14 protein-coding genes, 1 tRNA gene and 1 pseudogene are annotated in these 16,715 nt (G+C 71.1%); 9 read left to right on the plus strand and 7 right to left on the minus strand.

Features of this window, described 5'->3' with window-relative positions:
* Positions 1–107: 107 nt before the first annotated feature.
* From OG948_RS13635 to OG948_RS13645, 3 genes are all read right to left on the minus strand, one after another.
* Entirely contained in the window at positions 108–626 is a 519-nt protein-coding gene (locus tag OG948_RS13635) for a hypothetical protein (RefSeq protein WP_406296561.1), read from the minus strand.
* Positions 627–762: 136 nt separating this feature from the next.
* Positions 763–846, minus strand: a tRNA-Leu gene (locus OG948_RS13640).
* A gap of 212 nt (positions 847–1,058) precedes the next feature.
* Positions 1,059–1,694 (minus strand): TetR/AcrR family transcriptional regulator, encoded by a 636-nt coding sequence (locus tag OG948_RS13645; protein ID WP_406296563.1) that lies wholly within the window; start codon positions 1,692–1,694, stop codon positions 1,059–1,061.
* A gap of 199 nt (positions 1,695–1,893) precedes the next feature.
* On the opposite strand from OG948_RS13645, the gene OG948_RS13650 reads away from it, so the two are divergent.
* Entirely contained in the window at positions 1,894–3,342 is a 1,449-nt protein-coding gene (locus OG948_RS13650) for a purine-cytosine permease family protein (protein WP_406296564.1), read from the plus strand.
* Between the two features lie 68 nt (positions 3,343–3,410).
* Positions 3,411–5,054 carry an amidohydrolase gene (locus OG948_RS13655; protein WP_406296566.1) on the plus strand — a complete coding sequence of 548 codons (1,644 nt, stop codon included), beginning with the start codon at positions 3,411–3,413 and terminating at the stop codon, positions 5,052–5,054.
* 15 nt (positions 5,055–5,069) lie between these two features.
* On the opposite strand, the gene proP is transcribed toward OG948_RS13655, so the two are convergent.
* Together proP and bcp are read right to left on the minus strand one after the other, a co-directional pair.
* Positions 5,070–6,485 carry a glycine betaine/L-proline transporter ProP gene (gene proP, locus OG948_RS13660; protein ID WP_406296568.1) on the minus strand — a complete coding sequence of 472 codons (1,416 nt, stop codon included), beginning with the start codon at positions 6,483–6,485 and terminating at the stop codon, positions 5,070–5,072.
* Positions 6,486–6,619: 134 nt separating this feature from the next.
* Positions 6,620–7,096, minus strand: coding sequence for a thioredoxin-dependent thiol peroxidase (bcp, locus tag OG948_RS13665; protein WP_395863290.1), 477 nt, complete (start codon positions 7,094–7,096; stop codon positions 6,620–6,622).
* Between the two features lie 241 nt (positions 7,097–7,337).
* Here bcp and OG948_RS13670 point away from each other — a divergent pair.
* From OG948_RS13670 to OG948_RS13695, 6 genes and pseudogenes are all read left to right on the plus strand, one after another.
* A pseudogene (locus tag OG948_RS13670) lies at positions 7,338–8,377 on the plus strand (energy-coupling factor ABC transporter permease).
* 2 nt (positions 8,378–8,379) lie between these two features.
* A complete protein-coding gene (cbiQ, locus tag OG948_RS13675; RefSeq protein ID WP_406296569.1) occupies positions 8,380–9,141 on the plus strand; it encodes a cobalt ECF transporter T component CbiQ in 762 nt (253 codons plus the stop codon).
* Between the two features lie 43 nt (positions 9,142–9,184).
* Positions 9,185–9,946: an energy-coupling factor ABC transporter ATP-binding protein gene (locus OG948_RS13680; RefSeq protein ID WP_406296571.1), complete on the plus strand. Its 762-nt coding sequence runs from the start codon at positions 9,185–9,187 to the stop codon at positions 9,944–9,946.
* A 109-nt stretch (positions 9,947–10,055) separates the two neighbouring features.
* Complete coding sequence (locus OG948_RS13685; RefSeq protein WP_406296573.1) at positions 10,056–10,541, plus strand: DUF3618 domain-containing protein; 486 nt, start codon at positions 10,056–10,058, stop codon at positions 10,539–10,541.
* Between the two features lie 218 nt (positions 10,542–10,759).
* The gene (locus OG948_RS13690) at positions 10,760–11,062 is read left to right on the plus strand and encodes a co-chaperone GroES (RefSeq protein ID WP_052173837.1); all 303 of its coding nucleotides are present in this window, start codon (positions 10,760–10,762) and stop codon (positions 11,060–11,062) included.
* 265 nt (positions 11,063–11,327) lie between these two features.
* Positions 11,328–11,993 carry an RICIN domain-containing protein gene (locus OG948_RS13695; RefSeq protein ID WP_406296575.1) on the plus strand — a complete coding sequence of 222 codons (666 nt, stop codon included), beginning with the start codon at positions 11,328–11,330 and terminating at the stop codon, positions 11,991–11,993.
* Between the two features lie 124 nt (positions 11,994–12,117).
* On the opposite strand, the gene OG948_RS13700 is transcribed toward OG948_RS13695, so the two are convergent.
* Entirely contained in the window at positions 12,118–13,569 is a 1,452-nt protein-coding gene (locus OG948_RS13700; RefSeq protein ID WP_406296577.1) for a catalase, read from the minus strand.
* A gap of 257 nt (positions 13,570–13,826) precedes the next feature.
* Here OG948_RS13700 and OG948_RS13705 point away from each other — a divergent pair, with 257 nt between their 5' ends.
* Positions 13,827–14,867 carry an LLM class flavin-dependent oxidoreductase gene (locus OG948_RS13705; protein ID WP_395863478.1) on the plus strand — a complete coding sequence of 347 codons (1,041 nt, stop codon included), beginning with the start codon at positions 13,827–13,829 and terminating at the stop codon, positions 14,865–14,867.
* Positions 14,868–14,975: 108 nt separating this feature from the next.
* Here the strand turns inward: OG948_RS13705 and OG948_RS13710 are convergent, their stop codons facing one another.
* Positions 14,976–16,538: a molybdopterin-dependent oxidoreductase gene (locus OG948_RS13710; RefSeq protein WP_406296579.1), complete on the minus strand. Its 1,563-nt coding sequence runs from the start codon at positions 16,536–16,538 to the stop codon at positions 14,976–14,978.
* Positions 16,539–16,715 lie beyond the last annotated feature (177 nt).

Genomic DNA, 16,715 nt, shown 5'->3' on the forward strand with positions numbered 1-16,715 from the left:
GCCGCCCCCGGCGGGGACGACACACGTCCCCGCCGACCGGCCGAGCCCGCCCGCTCCCGGCGCCCTCGCCCCCGGGGCCCGTCACCCCCGCGACCCCCGGCACCGCCTCACTCCCAGCGCCCCGCCAACAACCGCGTCATCGCACCCGTCAACACCCCGCGCAACTGCCGCCGCACCGGCGGAGCCAGATGCCGCAGCCACAAATGCGCCGCCCGGTCACCCATCAGCCCCGCACACAGCAGCGGATCCTCGAACAGGAACGCCGGAGCGTGCCAGTTCACGCACACGTCCGGGTCCGGATCCACGGCCGGCACCCGACGCACGCCGACCGCGGCGAGGGCGGTCGCGCAGAGCAGACAGCAGCCGCTCGCGACATCGGTGAACTCGCCTGTCTCCAAAGGCAGTCCGAGCATCCGGGCCTGCTGGAGGCAGTCCATCTCGGCGTGCAGCCCGCGCTTCGACGAGCCCTCGAAGACCCGACGGCCGAAGCTCATCACGCAGTCCGCGCCGGGCTCGGCCGGCAGCGCCCGCCCGGAGGTGAGGACCCGCCCCTCGGCGACCCGCGCCCACCCGACCCAGTCACCGGCGATCTTCGGCACGATCATCTCCGCGGGGGGCGTCTGCACCCGGCCGCCGGAAACCTTCGGACAGTACTCGCAGTGCATGGCGCCTCCCCAGGGACGACATGCCGCAAGCTAGCGCGCGCGAGGTCGGGGTCGCCAGCACAAGACCGGCCGAAAACCACCGGAAAATCACCACTTGTGCGGCCGAAGGGACTCGAACCCTCATATCCTCTCGGACGGCAGGACCTAAACCTGCTGCGTCAACCAATTGCGCCACGGCCGCGCGCGACCGACCTGCGCGACAACGCCCCGAGGTCGACCAGGCTTCATGCTAGTGCCCGCCGCATCGAGCGGCCGGCACATATCCCCCCGCGACCAACCATCCGGCCGAGCCGAAGCCCGAGCCGAAGGCCCGAGCCGACCCCCAGCCCCGAGTCGACCCCGAGGCGACCCCGGCCGCCCCCGAGCCGTCCCGCGATCCCCCGCGACGCCCCCTCAGCGAAGAAGCCGCCCGGTCGCCCGCCGCGCCATCGCCAACGCGCCGTCCCGAGTCGTCCCGCCCAACCCGAGCACCGTCCGCGTACTCAACCCCTCCAACAACGCGAGCAGCTCGGACGCCTCCGCGACCGGGTCGTCGATCACCAGCACGTCCTTGTCCGCGCCCCGGACCAGGACGGTGACCAGGTCGTCCTGCCACCCCCGGTCGATCTCGTCCTGCGCGACCCGCAGTTCCGCGTTGCCGGCGGTCCGCGCCCACAGCTCCACCCACAACATCCAGCGCGGATCGCGCGGGCCGGCGGGCAGGTACAGGCCCAGGAACAGATCGAGCTTGCGGTCCGCCGGCACCCGGCGCGCGAGCAGTCGCGTGCGCTCCTCGGCCAACCGGTCCTCGCTCCAGCGCAGCGCGGCCAGCAGCAACTGATCCTTGCTGCCGAAGTAGTACAGGATGTGCCCGCCGCTGGTGCCCAGGCGCTCCGCGAGGCCGGACATGGTCAGCTTGGCCAGGCCATGCTCGGCAATCGCCGCTATGGCCTCCTCGAGCATCCGGTCCTGGGCGATCCGACCGTCGCTCCGCCTCGTGGCCACCACCGACACCCGCCTCTCGACCGCGCGGCCGACCCGCTCGCGCAAGGGCTCGACCCTATCCCGCCGGCGGCGTCGATCTTGAACGACAGTCAAATTCCGGTCCGATTCGTCACGAACTCTTGACACCTCGCCGACCCACAGCGCACCTTGAGTGGCGTTCAAAGTTCTTGAATGACATTCAAGCTTCCGGTCCGGCCGGCGCATGCCCTCGAAGCCGAACCGCACACCACGAAGAGGAGGTCCGGTGACCCAGCCCCACACGGACTCCGCGAGCGACACTCCGAGCGCCGCCACCAGCGCCACCCCGGCCGGCTTCGGTACGGGGGTCGCCTCCGACGAGCTCTTCCAGGTGGAGGTACACGGGATCGACCCGATCCCGGACGCCGAACGGCACGGCAGTGCCAAGGACGTCTTCTGGCTCTGGTTCGGCTCGAACCTGTCCTTCACATTCGTCATCAACGGCACCCTCGCGGTGATGTTCGGCCTGTCCTTCCGGGCCGCCATCGCCGTGGTCGTGGTCACCGGCCTGGCCTTCTTCGCGGTCGGCGCGCTCGGCTTCGCGGGCGTCCGCACCGGCACCGCGACCCTGGTCATCTCGCGCGCCGCGTTCGGCGTACACGGCAACTTCCCGGCCGGCCTGCTCAACTGGGTCGTCGGGATCGGCTACACCATCCTCAACACCGTGGTCGGCACGTTCGCCCTGGAAGGGCTGTTCGGCAAGCTCGGCTGGGCCGGCGGCGACCTCGCCCGGGTGGTCGCGCTCGCGATCACCCTCTCGCTCACCTTCGCCGTCGCGATGTGGGGCCATGCCACCGTGCAGGCCGCCGAGCGCTGGCTGGCCTACGTCCTGGGCATCGGCTTCGGCCTGCTGATCCTGTTCGTCGTACCGGGCCTGGAGACCGGGTCCGCGCCGGAGACCTCGAACAACTTCCACGCGATCTCGCTCGCCGTGCTCGTCCTGGTCGCCGGCCCGATCTCCTACCTGCCGATGCCCTCGGACTACACCCGCTACCTGCCCCGGGACACCTCACTGCGCTCGATCACCCTGTGGGGCGCGGCCGGCGGCATGCTCTCCTCGGTGCTGCTGGGCGTGGTCGGCGTGGCCGCCGCCACCCAGGCGGACATGACCGACCCGGTGGCCGGCGTCGCCGATCTGGTGCCCGGCTGGTTCGAGGCGCTGTTCCTGCTGCTCGTGGTGGGCGGCTCGATCACCAACTCGATCCTGACCCTGTACTCCTCCAGCCTGAACCTCCAGGTGCTCGGCATCCCGTGGTCGCGCGCCAAGGGCATCCTGGTCAGCACCGCGTTCATCCTGGTCGGCTCGTTGTGGGCGCTGTTCAACGGCAACTTCACCGACAACCTGACCAGCTTCCTGTCCGTGCTCGTGGTGGTGTTCGCCCCGTGGGGCGGCGTGTTCATCGCGGACACGCTGATGCGCCGCTGTCGCTACGACGACGCCGGTCTGCACGACATGCGCGGCGGCGCGTACTGGTACACCGGGGGCTTTCATCCCGCCGGGATGATCGCGCTCGCCGCCGGCATCGTCTTCGCGTGCCTGACCGCCGAGTCCGCGCTGTGGACCGGCGCGCTGGTCGAGACCTTCGACGGCGACCTCACGCTGCTCGGCGCGGTCGTCTCCGGCGTCCTGTACTGGGCACTCGCCCGCCGCGAACCACAATTCGCCGAGCGCTGACCGACCGCGCGCCGGCCCACCCGAAGACCCACCCCGCACCACGTTTCCGCACCACCCCTGGAGTCACCGTGTCCCACACCGCCGATCTGGTCCTGCGCAACGCCCGCGTCCACACCGTCGACCCCGACCTGCCCGAGGCCGAGGCGCTCGCCGTCCGCGCCGGCCGGATCGCCTGGGTGGGTGCGGACGCCGACGCGGCGGCCTGGATCGGCCCGGACACCACCGTGCTCGACGGCGCCGGGCGGCGGGTGCTGCCCGGCTTCATCGACGCGCACAACCACGTCCGGCTCGGCTCGGACGACGCGTGCGTGCAACTGGCCGGCGTGCGCACGCTGGCCGGCATCCACGAGCGGATCGGTGCCTGGCTGGCGGCCAACCCGGACGCCGAGTGGATCGAGGCCGAGGCGTTCGACTACTCGGCGATCCCCGACGGCCGGATGCCGCGCGCGAGCGACCTGGACCCGGTCACCGGCGACGTGCCCGCCTTCGTGCTCAGCTACGACGTGCACACCGCGTGGCTGAACAGCGCGGCGATCAAGCGCCTGGGGATCACCCGGGACAGCGACGTGCTGCCGTTCGGTCGGGTGGACAAGGACCCGGAGACGGGCGAGCCGACCGGCTTCGTCAAGGACTTCGCGATCCGCGGGCTCTCCCGCGAGGGGCACCGGGCACTGCGCGAGCTGGGTCTGCCGTGGGCCTCGGCGGACCGGCAGTACGGCCGGCTGGCCAAGAGCCTGGACGACGCGATCCGGTTCGGCATCACCACCGTGGTCGAGCCGCAGAACTCGCTCGACGACCTCGCGCTGTACACCCGCGCCCGGCACGAGGGCCGACTGCGCTCGCGCATCGTGGCGGCGCTGTTCCACCCGCGCGGTACCACCGCCGCGGACCTGGACGAGTTCGCCGAGGCGGCCCGGGCGCACAACGACGACCGGCTGCGGGTGGGCCCGCTCAAGCTGTACATCGACGACGTGGTCGAGCCGCGCACGGCCGCGCTCCTGGAGCCGTACCGCGGCTGCGCGCACCACCGGGGCGAGACGTTCTACCCGGCCGAGGAGTTCGCCGACCTGCTCGCCGAGTTGGACGGCCGAGGCTTCCAGTGCTTCGTGCACGCCACCGGCGACCGGGGCATCCGCACCGTCCTGGACGCGGTCGAGCACGCCCGGACGGTCAACGGCGAACGCGACGCGCGCCACCAGGTCGTGCACGTGGAGTGCCTGGACCCGGCGGACGTATCGCGCTTCGCCGAACTGGGCGTGGTCGCGTGCATGCAGCCGCGGCACTGCGCGCCGGAGATCGCCGGGCCCGGTCAGGACTGGGCCGAGAACGTCGGCGAGGAGCGCTGGCACAAGGCGTGGCCGATGCGGAGCCTGCGTGCCGCGGGCGCCGTGCTGGCGCTGTCCAGCGACTGGAACGTGGCCGAGATGGACCCGATGGTCGGCGTGTACACCGCGCTCACCCGGGCGCCGCTGACCGGCGGCCCGTCCTGGATCCCGACCGAGACGCTCGACATCGAGGCCACCGTGCACGGCTACACGATGGGCTCGGCGTACGCGAACTTCCTGGAGCACGAGCGCGGTTCGCTCACCGTCGGCAAGCTCGCCGACTTCGTCGTGCTCTCCCGCGACATCATGGGCATCGCGCCCGCCGACATCCCCGGCACGGTCTGCGAGATCGTCGCGGTCGGCGGCGAGGTCGTGCACACCGCATAGCGTCGTCGGCCGGGATCACCGCTGCGCGGCGACCAGTTCCCGGGCCTCCTCGACCGTCTCCACCGCCGGTGGCGAACCCATCAGCGGCTTGCGGGCCGTCTCGGTCATCGCGAGCGCGGCGGCCAGGCCGACGGCCGCCGCGAGCATCATGTAGAAGGCCGGCATGTAGTCGTTGCCCGTCCCGTCGACCAGCGCCTCGGCCACGAACGGGGTGGTGCCGCCGAACAGCGAGACCGAGATGTTGAACGAGACGGACAGCGCCCCGGAGCGGATCTCGGTCGGGAACAGGGCGGGCAACGCGGCGGACATGGTGGCCAGGAAGCAGACCAGGACCAGGCCCAGGATCAGCAGGCCGATGAAGATCGGCACCAGGTCGCCCTGCTTGATCAGCACGAAGCACGGGATCGGCAGCACCATGAAGCCCACGCACCCGGCGATGATCACCGGCTTGCGGCCGATCCGGTCGGTCAGCCCGCCCAGCGGGTGGATCACCGCGAGCAGCACGATCATCACCACGACGATCTGCAGCAGGCCGTGCGTCTCGTTGTAGCCGAGGGTGTCGGAGAGATAGGTCGGCATGTACGACAGCAACATGTAGTCGTTGATGTTGTACGCCGCGACCAGCGCGATGCAGATGACCATCGCCCGCCGTTGGCCGAGGAAGATCCGCTTGAACTCGCGCACCGTCTCGTTCCCGTGCTCGCCCTCCTGCCCTTCCGCCTCGGTCGCCGCCGACTGCTCCATCACCCTCGCGAACGCCGGCGACTCCTCCAGCCGCAGCCGCAGGTACAGCCCGATCACCCCGATCGGGCCCGCCACCAGGAACGGGATGCGCCACCCCCACGTGCGCATCTCGTGGTCGCTGAGCACCGCCGTCAGCAGGGTGACCAGGCTCGCCGCCAGGATGTAGCCGATCAGCGTGCCGAACTCCAGGAAGCTGCCGTAGAACCCGCGCCGCTTGTCCGGCGCGTACTCGGCGATGAACGTACTCGCGCCGCCGTACTCGCCGCCCGCCGAGAATCCCTGGAGCATCCGGAACAGGACCAGCAGGATCGGCGCGAGGAAGCCGATGGTGCCGTAGCTGGGGATCAGCCCGATGCACAACGTGCCGCTCGCCATCATCAGCATCGTGATCGCGAGCACCTTCTTGCGGCCGATCCGGTCGCCGAGCGGCCCGAAGAAGAAGCCGCCGAGCGGCCGGACCAAGAACGCGGCGGCGAACGTGGCGAACGAGGAAAGCGTTTGCGCGGTGTCGTTCCCTGAAGGGAAGAACACCTTGCCGATCGTGACCGCCATGTAGGCGTAGATGCCGAAGTCGTACCACTCCATGGCATTGCCGAGCATGGTCGCCTTGACCGCGGTGTCCACGGTCTTGGCGTCGACGACCGTGATGTCTTCCTCGCGCACCTGTCTCCCTCGTCCCGGAACCACCCCCGCGCTCCAGGTTGGGGCAGGTGGTCACGCGAAAAGGGGCACGACACAGGCTTCCACGCAAAAAGCCCCGATCCACCCGAAGATCGGGCGAATCGGGGCTTGTGGACCCCCGAGCGGAGCGGAGTGTGCCCTCAGGCCGCGTCGAGCTTGAGGTCCTTGATCAGCTTGGCCACGTGGCCGGTCGCGCGGACGTTGTACAGCGCCCGCTCCACCTTGCCGTTCTCGTCCACCACGAACGTCGAGCGGATCACGCCCTTGACGGTCTTGCCGTACATGGTCTTCTCACCGAAGGCGCCGTACGCCTCCAGCGTGCTCTTGTCCGGGTCGGCGACCAGCGTCACCGTGAGGTTCTCCTTCTCGCGGAACTTGCCGAGCTTCTCCGGCTTGTCCGGCGAGATGCCGACCACGTCGTAGCCCGCGCCCGCGAGCAGGTCCAGGTTGTCGGTGAAGTCGCACGCCTGCTTGGTGCAGCCCGGGGTCAGCGCGGCCGGGTAGAAGTACACGATGACCTTGCGGCCCGCGTAGTCGGACAGCGAGACGTCCTTGCCGTCGGCGTCGGACAGGGTGAAGGCGGGGGCGGTGTCGCCCGCCTGAAGACGGTCGCTCACGAAGAACTCCTCGGATCGCTCGGCAACGTACGCCGCAACGCTAGCGCTGCGGTCGGACCCATCCCGGCCCGGAGCCGCTCGGCGCGCACGCGCGTCCCGACGGCGCGTCATTCGTCAAGGCGAGGCAAAGAAGCATGCGCGCGCCCCTCTGTTGCCACCATCACCCAATTGCGAGGCTTTTGCAGTTGCGGCCGAAGGCCATAAAATCCCACAGCCGAATCCGGCATTTCGGGAGGGCCACATGCACATACCCAACGGGTTCATCGACGGCCCCGTATCCGCGGGAGCGGGCGTCGTCGCGGTCGCCGGGATCGCCGTCGGCCTGCGTGGCGCACGTCGCGAGCTGGACGAGCGCACCGCGCCGCTGGCCGGCCTGGTCGCGGCCTTCGTCTTCGCCGTCCAGATGCTCAACTTTCCGGTCGCCGGCGGGACCAGCGGCCACCTGCTCGGCGGCACCCTCGCCGCGATCCTGGTCGGCCCGTACACCGGCATGTTGTGCGTGGCGGTGGTGCTGCTGATGCAGGGCCTGTTCTTCGCCGACGGCGGCCTGACCGCGCTCGGCCTGAACATCACCGTCATGGGCATCGTGACCGTCGTGGTCGGCTACGGGCTGTTCCGCCTGGCGCTGGGCCTGCTGCCCGCACGACACTCGTCCGTACCCGTGGCCGCGTTCGTCGGCGCGCTGGTGTCGGTACCGGCCGCCGCCTGCGTGTTCACCGCGTTCTACGCGATCGGCGGGACCACCGATGTGTCGATCGGCAAGGTGGCCGGCGCGATGATCGGCGTGCACGTCCTGATCGGCATCGGCGAGGCGATCATCACCGCAGCCACCGTCTCCAGCGTGCTCGCGGTGCGGCCCGACCTCGTCCACGGCGCGCGCGGCCTCGCGCGCCCGCTCGAACTGCGCTCGGCAGGGGGACCCCGATGACCCGCGTCCGTACCCGCACGTTGCTGATCGCGGGCGTCCTGCTCGCCCTGGTGCTGGCCGGCTTCGTCAGCTACTACGCGAGCCGGAGCCCGGACGGCCTGGAGAAGGTGTCCGCCGACAAGGGCATCGACAGCAAGGAGCGGGACCACCAGTTCAAGGACGGCCCGCTGGCCGACTACAGCGTCAAGGGTGTGCACAACGAGCGGCTCTCCGGCGGCCTGGCCGGCGTGATCGGCGTCGGCGCCACGCTACTGGTGGGCACCGGCGTGTTCTGGTTGGTCCGCAAGCGCTCCACCGGCACCGACCCGGCGACCGCTCGCACGGCCGACTCCGCCGCCGGTTCCGGGGCCTGACCGTGTCGGCGGGACACGGACATCGGCTCCACCGACCCGGCGACTCGCCGATCCATCGGCTGCCGCCGCACTGCAAGCTCCTCGCGCTGGTCGGTTTCGTGGTGGCCACGGTATCCACCCCCCGGGATGCCTACTGGGCCTTCGCCGGGTACGCCCTGCTGCTCGCCGCGGTCGCCGCGCTCGCCCGGGTGCCGGCCGGCTTCCTGCTGCGTCGCATGCTGGTCGAGCTGCCGTTCGTGGGCTTCGCCGTACTGTTGCCGTTCGTCGCGAACGGGCCGCACGTCGAGGTGCTGGGCCTGTCGCTCAGCCGGGACGGCCTGCTCGGCGCCTGGAACATCATGGCCAAGGGCACCCTGGGGGTGATCGCGGGCGTGTTGCTCGCGGCCACCACCGAACTGCGCGCCCTGCTCCTGGGCCTGCAGAAGTTGCGGTTGCCGCCGCTGCTGATCCAGATCATGTCGTTCATGCTGCGCTACGGCGCGGTGATCACCGCCGAGATGGGCCGGATGCGGATCGCCCGCGAGTCGCGCGGCTTCCTCGCGCGCGACCTGCGCCAGGCCCCGGTGGTGGCCAAATCCGCCGGCGCGCTGTTCATCCGCTCCTACGAGCGCGGCGAACGGGTGCACCTGGCGATGCTCAGCAGGGGCTACACCGGGACCATGCCGGTGCTCCTGGACACCCGGGCCACCGGCGCCCAGTGGGCCGCCGCCGCGACACTCCCGGCGGCGGCGCTCGCGGTGTGGGCGGCGGCGCTGACCCTGTGAGGCGCCGACCCGATGGCGCCGCCCCGATGAACGGAGTCCCCAGGTGAGTGACACCCCGACCACCGCCCCCTCGCTGGTCGTCCGCGGCCTCGCCTACGCCTACCCCGACGGCCACCAGGCGCTGTACGGCGTCGACCTGACCATCGCGCGCGGCGAACGGGTCGCGCTGCTGGGCCCCAACGGCGCCGGCAAGACCACCCTGGTGCTGCACCTCAACGGCATCCTGACCGCCGGGGCCGGCACCGTCGAGGTGGCCGGCCTGCCGGTGGCGAAGGAGCACCTGCGCGAGATCCGCCGCCGGGTCGGCATCGTCTTCCAGGACCCGGACGACCAGCTCTTCATGCCCACCGTCCGCGAGGATGTCGCGTTCGGCCCGGCCAACCTGGGCCTGCGCGGCGCCGCGCTGGAGGAGCGCGTACAGGACGCGCTGGCCCGGGTGGGCATGGCCGGCTTCGCCGATCGGCCGCCGCACCACCTCAGCTACGGCCAGCGCCGCCGGGTCGCGGTGGCCACGGTGCTCGCGATGGAGCCGGAGATCCTGGTCCTGGACGAGCCGTCCTCGAACCTGGACCCGGCGAGTCGGCGCGAACTGGCCGAGGTACTCCGTTCGCTCGACGTCACCGTGCTGATGGTGACCCACGACCTGCCCTACGCGTTGGAGCTGTGTCCGCGCGCCACGGTGCTGGCGGGCGGCGTCGTGGTCGCCGACGGCGGCACCCGCGAGTTGCTCCTGGATCGCGACCTGATGGCCGCCCACCGACTGGAACTGCCGTACGGATTCGACCCGTCGTCGGTCCCGGCCTGACCGCTCCCGGGCCGCCCGCCGGCGCCACGACACCCGGTTGACACGGGTGCGGGGATGTACCTGACAGACTTGGGGAACACACGAGCACAGGGGCCGGAGAGGACGGGTTGTGAGCGACCACGGGCGGGAACTGTCTCCGGCGGAGTTGGAGCGGGAAGGCCGGGCGGCGTTGGGCCGTCCGGTGACGGCACACGCTGAGCGGAGTCGGGTGGAGTCGGTGAACGGTGCGCACAAGGCTGACGTTGCGAACGCCGAGCACAAGGACGGGAAGGCCGCCGACAAGCACACCGGCGGCGACCAGCCGGACCGGCGCTCGCCGCAGCAGATCGAGCGGGACATCGAGGCGGCCCGGGCCAGCCTGGCGGTGACGCTGGACGAGATCGTCGACCGGGTGAAGCCGGCCAACGTCGCCGCGCGCGCGAAGGACAAGGTGCGGGCCCAGTTCATCGACAGCGACACGGGCGCGCCGCGCAAGGAGCGCATCGTGCCGCTCGCGGGCGGGGTGGCGGGGCTGCTCCTGCTGGTCGTCCTGGTGAAGAGCCGGGGCAAGGCGGACAAGAACGTCAAGCCCGGCAAGGGCAAGAAGAAGCGCTGAGCCCGGCCGCGTCGACGCCGGGCACGCCCGCCGGGTCCGGTCCGGGACCGGACCCGGGCCCGGCCGAGGCCGAATCGACGCCGAACGGATCGGAACACCACACCTCCCGGTGACGCACGTTCGGCGTCGGACGGGTAGCTTGTCGAAGCGTGAGTTCCGACAGGTCCCAGTCTTCGAGCAACACCGCCCACCATCTCGGCGAGAAGCTGCCCATCCGCATGCTGCACGACCGTGTCCTGGTCCGCCAGGACGCGGCGGAGGGTGAGCGCCGTTCCGGCGGCGGCATCCTGATCCCCGCGACCGCGCAGGTCGGCAAGCGGCTGGCGTGGGCCGAGGTGGTCGCGGTCGGCCAGAACGTCCGCACCGTCGAACCGGGCGATCGTGTCCTGTACGACCCCGAGGAGCGCGCCGAGGTCGAGGTGCGCGGCGTCCCGTACGTCCTGCTCCGCGAACGCGATCTGCACGCGGTCGCCGCCGAGCGCATCGAGGTCTCGGGCGAGGCCACCGGCCTCTACCTCTAGAACAGGCCCGGTAGCCCGCCCCAGCCCTGGGAACGACCACCGCACGGGCGCCACGAGAGCACCGCCGCACGACCGCCGAGAGATCTCCGAACAGCCGTACCGCCGGGTGGTGAGCCGACTCGCCACCCGGCGGTTTTGTCCTCCGGCGGCGCTTTCGCACGCCCGGAACGCACCCGCTCGCACCCAGCGACTCACCCCTTGGGATGAACTCTTCTGCCAGGATGACCCGATCCGCACGAAGAGCCGGCCATGAGGAGAGGGACAGATGCCGCGACGTCGGATCTGGATAGCGGCGCTGTGCGCGGTCGCGCTGATGGGCTTCCTGGGCGGTGGCCTGGTCGGGGTGTTCGGCGGCGGCGACGGCAAGGCCGCCGGCGCGTCGGCGACCACGCCCGGCCCGAGCGGCTCCTCCCCGAGTCCGCCCGCCGCGGTCGCGGCGCAGGTCACCACGGCGCCGCCGACCACCGCCGCGCCGACCTCGGCGTCACCGTCGCCGTCCCAGAGCGCGTCCGCCAAGCCGGTCCTGGCCTCGGGCAAGCGCTACGTGCTGACCCTGTCGGACGGCCGGGCGATGGACGTGAGCGGCGGCAGCGACCGGGATCGCGCACCGGTGATCGTGTACCCGGCGGGGCCGGGCAAGGCGAACCAGCAGTGGGTGGTGCGCGACGCGGGCGGCGGTTTCGTCCGGTTGCAGTCGGCGGACTCGCACAAGTGCCTGGAGGTGGCGGACGGCCGAGGGGCCCGGGCCTATCAGGACGACTGCGGTCGCGGCGACACCCAGTTGTGGAAGCCGCAGGCCAGTGGCTCCGGGATGGTGCTGCTCGCCCGCAACGGCTCCGCGCTGGGGCTGGCCGACCAGGTCAAGGGCCAACAGAGTCTGGCCCTGGTGCCGGCCGGCTCGGGAGCGGTCTGGCAGGCCGGCGCGGCGTGACCTGGCGCCGGACGTCGGACGCCGGATCGACGTCGGCCGAGCCGGGCCGGCGGCCGCGACCGAACATGCCGAGGGACCGCCCGCGTCGGGCGGCCCCTCGGTGCCTCGTCCGGCCCGAACGGCGTCAGCCGCCGTTGAAGCCCTTCGAGACACGCGCGCCCAGGTCGACGTCGACCTTCGTCCAGTACTCGATCACCCGCGGCAGCACCTCGGCGCTCACCGGCCCGTCGCTCTTCATGTGCCCGACGATGTTGGCGACCAGGTGCTCCCGGTCGGTCTCGGACATCACGTGGCGCCACAGCGTGCCGGGCTGACCGAAGTCGTCGTCCTCGGCGTGCGGCTTGTAGGCGGAGCGCATGATCTCGCCGGTGACCGCGTAGTTCTCGTCCGTGTACAGCTCCGGATTCGCCACCGGGCCGCCGTAGCTGTTCGGCGCGTACACCGGGTCGCCGTAGTTCTCGAACCGCATCGCGCCGTCCTTGTTGTACGAGTGGACCGGCACGATCGGGCGGTTGATCGGCAGCTGGAGGTAGTTCGGGCCGATCCGGTAGCGGTGCGTGTCGGGGTAGCTGAACAACCGGCCCTGGAGCATCTTGTCCGGGCTCGCGCCGATCCCGGGCACCAGGTTGGCCGGTTCGAACGAGGCCTGCTCGACCTCGGCGAAGTAGTCCGAGGGGTTGCGGTTCAAGGTCATCCGGCCGACCTCGATCAGCGGGTGGTCGCCGTGCGGCCACACCTTGGTCACGTCGAACGGGTTGAACCGGTAGTTCGCGGCGTCCTCGAACGGCATCACCTGTACGTGCAGCGTCCAGGACGGGTGGTCGCCGCCGGTGATCGCGTCGCGCAGGTCGCGGATGTGGAAGTCGCGGTCCTCGCCGGCCTGCGCGGCGGCCTCGGCATCGGTGAAGTTCTCGATGCCCTGGTCGGTCCGGAAGTGGTACTTGATCCAGAACTTCTCGCCGCCCGCGTTGACCCACATGAAGGTGTGGCTGCCGAAGCCGTGCATGTTGCGCCACGTCCGCGGGGTGCCCCGGTCGGACATCAGGAAGGTGACCTGGTGCGCGGACTCGGGCGAGAGCGTCCAGAAGTCCCACTGCATGTTGTGGTCGTGCAGGTGGGTGTCCGACCGGCGCTTCTGCGAGTGGATGAAGTCGGAGAACTTGCTCGGATCCCGGATGAAGAAGATCGGCGTGTTGTTGCCGACCAGGTCGTAGTTCCCGTGCCGGGTGTAGAACTTGATCGCGAAGCCGCGCGGGTCGCGCACGGTGTCGGGGAACCCGAGCTCACCGGCGACCGTCGAGAAGCGGATGAACATCGGCGTCTCGCGACCGGGCTGGAACAGGTCCGCCTTGGTGAATTGGCTGACGTCCCGGGTGACCTGGAAGATCCCGTGGGCGCCGCCCCCCTTCGCGTGCACCACCCGCTCCGGCACCCGCTCACGGTTGAACTGCGCCATCTTCTGGATGACGTAGTGGTCCTGGAGCAGCAACGGGCCGTCGGGTCCGGCGGAGAGCGAGAACTCGTCGCTCGGGGCCGCGATACCCGCGTCGGTCGTGGTGGTCGGGCGTTCGGTCATCGCCAGTGTCCCTTTCGTGTGGTTCACGTGCCGGGTCTTGGAGCGCCGATTCCAACCTGCGTCCGAAATTGGAATGGGTCAAGACCTGTACGGCATCCAGTCCATGGTCTTTCCGACTGTCCTTTATGCCCCCTGTGATCGTCTGCACGCCTGAACCGTGGAACAGCGCGCAGCGCCCGCGGGTTGCAACTCAGAGCACCGGAGCGCAATCGGGTGGGCGGGAAACGGGCGAGAAAGAGGGACGCGGAGTGGACGCTGTGAAGTTGTCGGTACTGGACGTGGCGCCGGTGGGAACCGGGTACTCGGCGACCGAGGCGCTGCGCACGAGCACCGAGTTGGCGAAGCTGGCCGAGCGATGGGGCTTCCACCGGTTCTGGGTGGCGGAACACCACAACATGCCCGGCATCGCCAGTTCGTCGCCGCCGGTGCTGCTCGCCCATCTGGCCGCGCACACCTCGACCCTGCGGCTGGGCTCGGGCGGCGTGATGTTGCCCAACCACGCGCCGCTCGTGGTCGCCGAGCAGTTCGGCACGCTCCAGGCGCTGCATCCCGGGCGGATCGACATCGGCATCGGCCGGGCCCCGGGCACCGACCAGGTCACCATGCGCGCGCTGCGGCGCGGCGGCGGGGCCGAGTCGGTCGAGGAGTTCCCGCAGGCGCTCGGCGAGCTGATCGGGTTCGTCACCGGGTCGTTCGCGGCGGACCACCCGTACGCGCGGATGCACGCGGTGCCCGGCCCCGCGTCCGGGATCGAGGCGGGGGGCGAGTTCGCGTCCGCCGAGGCACCGGTGTGGTTGCTGGGGTCCAGCGGCTACAGCGCGCAGTTGGCCGGGATCCTGGGCCTGCCGTTCGCGTTCGCGCATCACTTCAGCGGGCAGCACACGCTGCCCGCGCTGGAGTTGTACCGCGAGTCGTTCCAGCCCTCCGAGTCGCTCAAGGAGCCGTACTCGATGATCGCGGCCGGGGTGATCGCGGCCGACACGCACGAGGAGGCCGAGCGACTCGCGTTGTCCCAGGCGTTGTCGATGTTGCGGCTGCGCGGCGGGAACCCCGGTCGGATGCCGTCGCCGGAGGAGGCCGAGGCCTACCCGTGGACGCCCGCCGAGCGGGAGTTCGTGGCGAACTACCGGCGCCAGCACATCTCGGGCGACCTGGCCGAGGTGCGGGCCGGCATGCGCGAACTGCGCGAGCGCACCAAGGTGGACGAGCTGATGGTGATCAGCAACGTGTACGGCCACGACGCGCGGATCCGCTCGTACGAGCTGATCGCGAAGGCGTGGGGACTGATCGAGGAGTGAGCGGTACCGGCCGGGCCGCGGGGGCGGCCCGGCCGGTACCGGTGACCTTCCCCGGAAAAGCGGCCCGCCGCGGCGTGGCTCGCGTCGGGCGGCCCGAAGTCGGGCCGTTCACCGCACCGTGACGCCGATCCGGTGATAGCCGGTCGCGCCGTCGGGGACCACGTCGGCGTTCTTGGCGGTCTGTACCGCGCCGGTGCCGTCCGTGGCCCGCACCCGCAGTACGTGCCGGCCCGGCGTGGCATCCCACATCCAGCGGTATTGGCGCCAGGTGTCGGTGGTGGTCTGCGGCGCGAGCTCGGCGGGCTGCCACGGGCCCTCGTCGACCTGGATCTCGACCGCGGCGATGCCCCGGTGCTGCGCCCACGCGACGCCGGCGACCGGGACCCGGCCGGCGTTCACGGTGCCCCCGTCCCTGGGCGTGTCCAGCCGCGACTGGGTCTTGATCGGGGCCTGCCGGGCCCAGCCGAGCTTGACCCAGTAGGCGCTGAACGCGTCGAACCGGGTCACCTCCAGGTCCACGATCCACTTGCACGCGGACACGTAGCCGTACAGTCCCGGAACCACCATCCGGACTGGGAAGCCGTGCTTGATCGGCAGCGGCTCGCCGTTCATCGCGTACGCCAGCATCGCGTCGCGCCCGTCGAGCACCTCGCGCAGCGGCGTGCCGATCGTCATGCCGTCCGGCGACCTGGAGACGATCTGATCGGCGCCGGGCCGGATGCCCGCCTCGCGCAGCAGGTCGGCCAGTGGGGTGCCCAGCCAGCGGGCGTTGCCGATCAGGTCGCCGCCGACCTCGTTGGACACGCAGGCCAGCGTGATGTCCCGCTCGATCGCGAAGCGGGCCCGCAACTGCGGGTAGTCCAGCCGGATTTCCCGGTCCACCAGGCCGTGGATGCGCAACTGCCAGTCCTCGGCCCGAAGCTGCGGCACGGTGAACGCGGTGTCGATCCGGTAGAAGTCGGCGTTCGAGGTCAGGTACGGGGTCAGGCCGGGCTCGACCAGGCCGGGGCCGGCCGGGGCGGCCGCGCTGATCGGCGCGGGCAGGTTCCCCGCGACGGACGCGCGGGACCGCTCCGCGTTGAACCGGGCGTGCTGGAGCATCCGGCCGCCGAACCCGGCCACCGCGGCGACCGCGGCGGCGCCGACCAGGATCACCGTACGGCGCGAGGTGTCCGGGGCCGGTTCGCGCACGTCGTCCTCGGACGCGCCCGGCAGCGGGCGGGCGAGCGGGCGTCGGTCGACCAGGTCGGGCCGGGTCGACAGGATCAGCGCGAGCGTCCCGAACAGCGTGCCGACCAGCACCGGGGCCAGGTCGGCGGGGGTGTACGAGGGGCGGTCGACGGCGGTCCAGGCCACGAAGGCGCCGAGCGCGAGCACGCCGACGATCCCGTAGCGCAGCCGCCGGGCGGCGAGCACACCGAGTCCGGCGGCGAACAGCGCGAGCAGCACGGTGATCACGGTCAGCAGGAACGCCTTGTCCGCGGTCCCGAAGGTGCGGATCGCCCATTCGCGCGGCCCCTGCGGCGCCCGGTCGGTGACCGCGCCGCTGATCGTCACGAACGGTGTGGCCTCCGGTCGCACGAACGCCGCGATCGCCTCGGCCACGCCGACCGCCACGGCCGCCGAGACCACGCCCGCCAGCGCGGCACCGGGCCTTCCAGAACGCCGCACGACGCCACCTCACGCTCGGGAAAATCGGTTCGCGGAACAGCTCCCTCCATCCTGACCCGCACGCGTCGTCGACGGGGGAATCCGCTGCTTACCGTTGTATGACGAAGCGTCAGGAGACCGCCGACCTTATTGCAAGTGGCTTGCAATAAGCTTTCCCGGTTCCATCGCCGATCCGTC

The organism is Embleya sp. NBC_00888 (assembly GCF_045207655.1).
In the GTDB taxonomy this organism is placed as follows: domain Bacteria; phylum Actinomycetota; class Actinomycetes; order Streptomycetales; family Streptomycetaceae; genus Embleya.

Coding starts and splice junctions, on each gene's coding strand:
- OG948_RS13700 (WP_406296577.1), bottom strand. CDS start 13,569: ATGACCGAACGCCCGACCACCACGACCGACGCGGGTATCGCGGCCCCG.
- OG948_RS13695 (WP_406296575.1), top strand. CDS start 11,328: ATGCCGCGACGTCGGATCTGGATAGCGGCGCTGTGCGCGGTCGCGCTG.
- OG948_RS13690 (WP_052173837.1), top strand. CDS start 10,760: ATGCTGCACGACCGTGTCCTGGTCCGCCAGGACGCGGCGGAGGGTGAG.